We start from the raw sequence: 6,823 nt of genomic DNA, 5'->3' as shown, positions 1-6,823 counted from the left end.
TAAACTAAGCTTATTCTAGTATATATTATTATACTTTCAACAGAATCAGGCTTACCTTATAAATCTCCTTGCTATTAACATAGGGTTAATAGCTACTAATCCGTAAGGAGTCATAATGCGACATTACGAACTGGTGTTACTTGTACACCCAGACCAAAGCGACCAAGTGGTTGGCATGGTTGAGCGCTACATTAAGTTAGTTCAAGACAACAACGGTGTTATCCACCGTTTAGAAGATTGGGGCCGTCGTCAACTGGCTTATCCAATCAACAAGATTCATAAAGCTCATTACGTTCTTTTCAACGTAGAAACTGACGGTGAGACCTTAGCTGAACTTGAAGAATTATTCCGCTATAACGACGCGATTATTCGTAGTCTAGTTATACGCCGTGACGAAGCTATCACTGAAGAGTCACAGTTAGCCAAGAATGCCGATGAAAAACGCGCACGCAAAGCAACTACTCGTCGTCCAGACAATCGTGAAAACGACGACAACAGTGAAGACTAATTAAAGGAGAATACTCATGGCACGTTTCTATCGCCGTCGCAAATTCTGCCGTTTCACTGCTGAAGGCATCACTCACATCGATTACAAAGATGTTGAATTGCTAAAACAGTACATCAGTGATAATGGTAAAATCGTACCAAGCCGCATTACCGGTACGTCTACTAAATATCAGCGTCAACTAGCCACTGCTATCAAGCAAGCTCGTTACCTTTCGCTACTTCCGTATACTGACAACCATCAGTAATTTAACCGTTAACTAGGAATGACTCATGCAAATTATTTTGTTACAGCGTATCGTCAACCTTGGTAAACTCGGTGAAACTGTCGATGTAAAACCAGGTTACGGTCGTAACTTTCTTATCCCACAGGGCAAAGCGCTACCTGCTACTAAAGCTAACGTTGAAAAGTTCGAAGCACGTCGTGCTGAGCTTGAAGCTGAAGAAGCAAAAGAAATCGCAGAAGCTCAACAGCGTGCTGACGCATTAACAGACGTTAATGTCATCATGCGTGCTAAATCAGGTGATGAAGGCAAGCTATTTGGTTCTATCGGTACTCGCGATATTGCTGAAGCATTGACTAACTCGGGTCTAGAAGTTGACCGCGCTGAAATCAAGCTACCTGAAGGCACTCTACGTCAAATTGGCGAATACAATGTTGATATTCAGCTACACCATGACGTTAGCACTAACATCTTAGTAACCATTCTTTCTGAAGATGGTGACGACGAAGATGCAGCTGAAGAAGATGTTGCAGACGAAAACGAAGATTTTTCTGAAGAGTAATCTTTAGAACGCTTACGTTTAGTCAAAAAAAAACCAGTAACGCTATGTTGCTGGTTTTTTTTGTCAGAAAATCAAGGCGCATTGGACACTTCTAGTCACCCCATCATTTTTTGCCTTACTTATTTACGACACTTATTTGCGACGTCGCCGTGACTCACCACCATTTAGTTGAAACTTATAATCGTTGAAACTTATAGTCGTTGAAACTTATAGTCGTTGAAACTTATAGTCGTTGAAATTTATAGTCTCAGTTGACTGTACTCTCCATATCCAACTGCAGACGGCCACTGATCTGCTGTTTCTGGTATTCCTTGTCCAGAGTCAATCAATTTGGCTGCGTTTATCCAACCTGCATGACCAACAGCAAGTATTGGCTTACCCTCTAGTGTCGACGACGTTGTCTGCGACCAACTCACGACTCGATCAAATAACTGCTGCAAACTCTCTCCGTTGGTAGGAGCGAAGTGTGCAAAGTCACTGCACCAATTATCAATCTCTCGTTTGCTAATTGTTGACCAAGGTCGCCCATCCCAGTCCCCAAAGTTGATTTCAGACAGTTCAGCAGCAACTAGGCAGGTAAAACCACGTTCGGCCAACACCTCCCCAATTTTTAGCGAGCGTTGCAATGGGCTTACCCAAATAACTTTCGGTAATTTATGCAAACGGACAAAGCGCTCGATGCGATTGGCAAGACGCTTTATTTTACGTCTGTCTACTGCTATATCTTCTTGTCCAATACAGATGCCGTCAGCAGCTTTGGGTTTAGGATGGCGCCAAATGTGAATAGTCATTAATAATGGACTTCCCGTATTTTTTATAACGTAAACATCTGATTTAAACAATCGATAGAGAAGCGGCCAGTCCCATATAAATAGCAACTTCACTGAGCTGCTGCGTCGCTCCCAACCCGTCACCTGTATAGCCGCCCAGACGCCTAGATAGTAGGCGCTCCATATAGCCAGTAGCGAGTAACGCGAATATCAATGCCGTCAACCACTGAATAATACTGATCTGCTGTAAAGTGTCAGGTAAGCAAACCATCAGCAAGATACCTGCCACAAGTAACCATCCACTGCCAAACAGCCACTGCGACGGTGTGAGTTGTTGAGCCATAGGTTTGGCCTTAGCATGCGCTATCTCTCCGCCATAGGGCAATAAGATCAACAAGCTAATGCACAATAAACGTGAGGCGGTATGACCAATAATAAGTGCGACCGCCGCAACCTGTGGCGGCATGGCTGCTAGCAAGCTAATTTTCAGTAATAACGCTGATACCAAACCTAAAACACCGTACGTGCCCAATCGTGAGTCCTTCATGATGGTCAGCGTACGCTCACGTGTCAGACCACCGCCTAAGCCATCACAGCTATCAGCAAGACCATCCTCGTGAAAAGCACCAGTGAGTTTGATGCCAAAAGCAGTGCTCAACACGGCGGCAACTAGCGGTGTAAATAACAAGCTACCAAGCCAAAAGACGCCAGCGCATAGCACACCAACTAGCAAGCCAACAGCAGGAAAATAACGGCTGCTTTGGTGTAACCACTGCGGATCGTATTGTTTAAAGGAAGGCACAGGCATTCTGGTCAAAAACTGAATAGCAACCAAAAATAATGTCCATTCTTGCTTTATGATTTGTGCAGTAATTGATTTGGGTGACGACTTTTTCGACGAGTCTGATTGATTAAATGGCTGTGACATTATTTCTCTTGTCCACTAATGCCTGCATCACTAAAGATGGCCATCTCATTAATAATAGCGCATGCTGACTGCACCAACGGATACGCAAGTGCAGCACCACTACCCTCGCCCAACCGTAACCCCATATCGAGTAACGGCTCCGCATTTAGCAAATTCAGCAAATGCACATGCCCTGGTTCGACTGAGTGATGGGCAAAAATAGCATACTGAGCAACACCGGCTGCTAGGCGATCGGCCACCAATAAAGCACTACTAGCGATAAAACCATCAATCAACAGAATACGCCGCTCACTGGCCGCCTGAATAAATGCACCCACCATTGTTGCAATCTCTAATCCACCCAGCGCTGTAAGCGCTGAAAAAGGAGTTTTTGCATCGTGATGACGTTCCAATACTTGTGTTAGGACATGACACTTATGTGTCAATCCAGCATCATCGAGACCGGTACCACGACCAATACAGTCATCAATAGCTAGGTCACCCAGTCTTGCCAACAGGAGGCTCGCCGCCGAAGTGTTACCAATGCCCATTTCTCCGACAATCAATAGATTACCCGCTAACCCCTCAATCACCTTCATACCATTTTTTATTGCTGTGAGGCATTCGTTTTCTGTCATAGCAGTTTCGACAAGCGCATCACGGCTACCATACCGCACCTTGTAATCAAGTAATTGTGGATAAGCATTTATATCAGCGCCTATATCAGAATCGACACCAGCATCGACAACTTTCAGTTCAATACCATGCTGACGTGCCAGCACATTTATCGCTGCACCGCCTTGCAAAAAATTATAGACCATTTGCGTGGTCACCGCACTCGGATATGCTGAGGTACCATGCTTGGTCAAACCATGATCAGCAGCAAAGACCAATATCTGAGGCTCACATATCTGAGGCGAGGTAGTACCCTGAATCATACCTAACTGTAGCGCAAGTGTCTCGATCCGCCCCAACGCACCCAGTGGTTTGGTTTTGCAGTCTATAATTTTTTGTAACTGTAGCTTCAGATTATTATTGTTAATACTGGGTATCGTAGGCGCGGTAAATGTAATCAAGAAAAGTGTCCTAAGGCAGCTAGATGTAGTACTCACATACTAGCAGAGTATCATTGTTTCGCCAGTATCAAAAATATAGTCAAGCTGAAAATATTGCCAAACGGGTTTCCGAATAGTACCGACTTACTATAGAATATGCCCCTTTCAAATTTCATATCACGATTGATACCTAAATAATCCAGACATATAGAGACCGTAATGATCGTATTTTGGCTTGTGCTCACCATTCTTTTTATTATTTTTGCTACTGCAAAGTTAAAGTGGCATCCTTTTTTAGTACTGATACTATCCGCTTTTTTGGTAGCGCTGTTCTATCAAGTACCCCTCAACACAGTTTCTAAAACTATCTCGGATGGCTTTGGCGGAATTTTAGGCTATATTGGCCTTGTGATCGTATTTGGAACTATTATCGGACTCATTCTAGAAAGAACAGGCGCAGCTATCGTCATGGCAGAATCTGTTATCAAAGTTTTGGGACCACGCTTTCCTACTTTAACCATGTCTATCGTTGGTTCCGTTGTCTCGATACCAGTATTCTGTGATTCTGGCTATATCATTTTGAACTCGCTAAAGGAGTCGTTGGCTGAACGTTTACAGGTATCTAGTGTGGCAATGAGTATCGCTTTAGCCACTGGTTTATACGCCACACATACCTTTGTTCCACCAACTCCTGGTCCAATTGCAGCAGCAGGAAACTTAGGACTAGAGTCTAATCTAGGGCTTGTCATCATGGTGGGTGTGGTCGTGACAGCAGTTGCTGTATTGGCAGGCTGGTGGTGGTCAAACCGCTTCCTAAATATCGCCCCTGACAATATAGATGCACTCGATGCGCCAGTACCTGAGAGTATGAAAACCCGCAATGACTATAGTAATATGCCATCAACAACAATGGCGTTTTTACCCATCCTCGTTCCTATTATACTAATCTGCTTGTCTTCTGTTGCTAACTTTCCTGGGGCGCCATTTGGCAGCGGTATACTGACAGAGATACTAGTATTCGTTGGTAATCCACTTACTGCACTACTCATCGGCTTGTTTTTGTCTTTTTTACTTATTAATACAGAACAAAGAAAGGAGCAAATCAGTGATAGTATTTCACAGGGTTTGGTGGTAGCAGCGCCTATTCTATTGATTACTGGTGCAGGTGGTGCATTTGGTGCTATGTTGAAAGTCACACCAATTGGCGATTACTTAGGCACGACCTTATCAGCGCTGGGATTGGGCATATTTATGCCATTTATCGTGTCTGCCGCACTGAAAACTGCGCAAGGATCAACGACAGTAGCACTTGTCACCACTTCTTCAATGGTAGCGCCATTGTTGGATCAAATTGGTCTCGACAGTGAACTTGGTCGCGTGTTTTGTGTGATGGCCATTGGCGCTGGTGCTATGACTATCTCACATGCTAATGACAGCTTTTTTTGGATTGTTGGTCAGTTTAGCCGTATGAGTGTGGCACAGGCTTATAAAGCCCATTCGATAGCTACTGGTATCCAAGGTGTAACCAGCATTGTCTTCATCTGGTTATTGACCTTGATGTTTATTTAACGAGCTATTAAAGATATTAAAAACGCCAGAAGATATTCAAAGAGATATTTATGAAAATTTTAATCGCTCCTGACTCATTTAAAGAAAGCTTAGAAGCATTAGATGTTTGCCAAGCCATTCAGTCTGGTTTTAATCAAGTATTTCCTGATGCAGACTACACGCTACTTCCCATGGCTGATGGCGGTGAAGGCACGTCTGACGTATTGTCTTATACGTTAGGCGGGCACTGGAAAGAAGTCGTCGTCAACGACCCCTTAATGAGACCCATCACGGCAAAATACTTATTATTACCCGATGCAACAGCCGTTATCGAAATCGCCCAAGCCTGCGGGCTACACTTACTAACGTCAGCAGAACGAAATCCAGTTGTGGCTAGTAGTTACGGAGTCGGTGAACTAATCGTTGATGCATTGGACGAAGGCGCCAAACGGATTATTATCGGTTTGGGTGGCAGCGCAACCAATGATGCAGGACATGGCATGCTCACGGCACTAGGTATGTCATTCTATGATAGTGATAACCACACATTATCCCAAGGTGGTGGCGAGCTTGCTAGATTACATAAAATCGATGGTAAAAGTTTTCACCTGAAAGTATTGAACACTGTGTTTGAAGTGGCTTGCGATGTCACCAACCCTTTATGTGGTCAGCAAGGTGCCAGTGCGATATTCGGTCCTCAAAAAGGCGCAAGTGCAACGCAAGTCGCTGCACTAGACGACGCCTTAAATCACTTTGCCAACATCTGTGACAAAAGCGGCTATCAGGACTGTCGTGAAGTGGAAGGCGCTGGAGCAGCAGGTGGTCTTGGTTATGCGTTGATGAGCTTTTTCGGGGCTCAGTTAAAATCAGGCTTTCACACAGTTGCTGAAGCTGCTAATTTAGCAGAGCATATTGCTCATGCAGATCTGGTCGTCACCGGTGAAGGCAAGCTTGATGCGCAAACTGCCATGGGTAAGGTGGCAGGAAGTATCAGTCAAATCGCAAAAGCCGCTCATACACCCGTTGTTGCTATTTGTGGCAGTGTGGATGAGCTCACACCAACACAAATCAATCAATTTGACATCATCATGCCAAGTATTCAAAAAGCAGATACCATCGAAAAAATCCTCGGCCAAGCGCATAACAATGTTGAGATCACTGCTAGGAATATTGCTAAGGCTATCCGGCTCGGTCAGTGCTTAAAATAAATAAACGTTTTAATTATGTTAGTTACTGATACCAATCCTGCCCTG

At 44.2% G+C, this 6,823-nt stretch carries 8 protein-coding genes; 5 read left to right on the top strand and 3 right to left on the bottom strand.

From position 1 onward, the window contains the following. The first annotated feature begins 115 nt into the window (after window positions 1-115). Genes rpsF through rplI form a run of 3 tightly spaced genes read left to right on the top strand, consistent with a single transcriptional unit; the run spans window position 116 to window position 1,290 of the window. Window positions 116-508, top strand: coding sequence for a 30S ribosomal protein S6 (gene rpsF / locus L0J61_RS08075; RefSeq protein WP_301465934.1), 393 nt, complete (start codon window positions 116-118; stop codon window positions 506-508). Between the two features lie 16 nt (window positions 509-524). Continuing rightward, the gene (rpsR, locus tag L0J61_RS08070) at window positions 525-752 is read left to right on the top strand and encodes a 30S ribosomal protein S18 (protein WP_058368567.1); all 228 of its coding nucleotides are present in this window, start codon (window positions 525-527) and stop codon (window positions 750-752) included. 25 nt (window positions 753-777) lie between these two features. Then, on the top strand, window positions 778-1,290 hold the full coding sequence (rplI, locus tag L0J61_RS08065; protein WP_301465930.1) for a 50S ribosomal protein L9: 513 nt from the start codon (window positions 778-780) through the stop codon (window positions 1,288-1,290). 239 nt (window positions 1,291-1,529) lie between these two features. Here rplI and L0J61_RS08060 read toward each other — a convergent pair whose 3' ends face one another. The 3 genes from L0J61_RS08060 to cobT are packed head-to-tail and all read right to left on the bottom strand — an operon-like array spanning window position 1,530 to window position 4,043. After that, window positions 1,530-2,081: a histidine phosphatase family protein gene (locus tag L0J61_RS08060; RefSeq protein ID WP_301465928.1), complete on the bottom strand. Its 552-nt coding sequence runs from the start codon at window positions 2,079-2,081 to the stop codon at window positions 1,530-1,532. A 43-nt stretch (window positions 2,082-2,124) separates the two neighbouring features. Beyond that, the gene (gene cobS / locus L0J61_RS08055) at window positions 2,125-2,988 is read right to left on the bottom strand and encodes an adenosylcobinamide-GDP ribazoletransferase (RefSeq protein ID WP_301465927.1); all 864 of its coding nucleotides are present in this window, start codon (window positions 2,986-2,988) and stop codon (window positions 2,125-2,127) included. Then, on the bottom strand, window positions 2,988-4,043 hold the full coding sequence (gene cobT, locus L0J61_RS08050; protein WP_301465925.1) for a nicotinate-nucleotide--dimethylbenzimidazole phosphoribosyltransferase: 1,056 nt from the start codon (window positions 4,041-4,043) through the stop codon (window positions 2,988-2,990). Before cobT ends, cobS begins: the two co-directional genes overlap by 1 nt. A 198-nt stretch (window positions 4,044-4,241) precedes the next feature. Here cobT and L0J61_RS08045 point away from each other — a divergent pair, with 198 nt between their 5' ends. Together L0J61_RS08045 and L0J61_RS08040 are read left to right on the top strand one after the other, a co-directional pair. Next, on the top strand, window positions 4,242-5,591 hold the full coding sequence (locus L0J61_RS08045; RefSeq protein WP_301465924.1) for a GntP family permease: 1,350 nt from the start codon (window positions 4,242-4,244) through the stop codon (window positions 5,589-5,591). 50 nt (window positions 5,592-5,641) lie between these two features. Beyond that, window positions 5,642-6,778, top strand: coding sequence for a glycerate kinase (locus L0J61_RS08040; RefSeq protein WP_301465922.1), 1,137 nt, complete (start codon window positions 5,642-5,644; stop codon window positions 6,776-6,778). Window positions 6,779-6,823 lie beyond the last annotated feature (45 nt).

The sequence above is a fragment of the Psychrobacter sp. genome, from assembly GCF_030457785.1.
Classification (GTDB): domain Bacteria; phylum Pseudomonadota; class Gammaproteobacteria; order Pseudomonadales; family Moraxellaceae; genus Psychrobacter.
This window is presented reverse-complemented; position numbering and strand designations above follow the sequence as displayed.

Bases quoted from the DNA above. Each gene is read 5' to 3' on its own strand.
- L0J61_RS08060 (WP_301465928.1), bottom strand. From the start codon at position 2,081: ATGACTATTCACATTTGGCGCCATCCTAAACCCAAAGCTGCTGACGGC.
- cobS (WP_301465927.1), bottom strand. From the start codon at position 2,988: ATGTCACAGCCATTTAATCAATCAGACTCGTCGAAAAAGTCGTCACCC.
- rpsF (WP_301465934.1), top strand. From the start codon at position 116: ATGCGACATTACGAACTGGTGTTACTTGTACACCCAGACCAAAGCGAC.
- L0J61_RS08040 (WP_301465922.1), top strand. From the start codon at position 5,642: ATGAAAATTTTAATCGCTCCTGACTCATTTAAAGAAAGCTTAGAAGCA.
- L0J61_RS08045 (WP_301465924.1), top strand. From the start codon at position 4,242: ATGATCGTATTTTGGCTTGTGCTCACCATTCTTTTTATTATTTTTGCT.
- rplI (WP_301465930.1), top strand. From the start codon at position 778: ATGCAAATTATTTTGTTACAGCGTATCGTCAACCTTGGTAAACTCGGT.
- rpsR (WP_058368567.1), top strand. From the start codon at position 525: ATGGCACGTTTCTATCGCCGTCGCAAATTCTGCCGTTTCACTGCTGAA.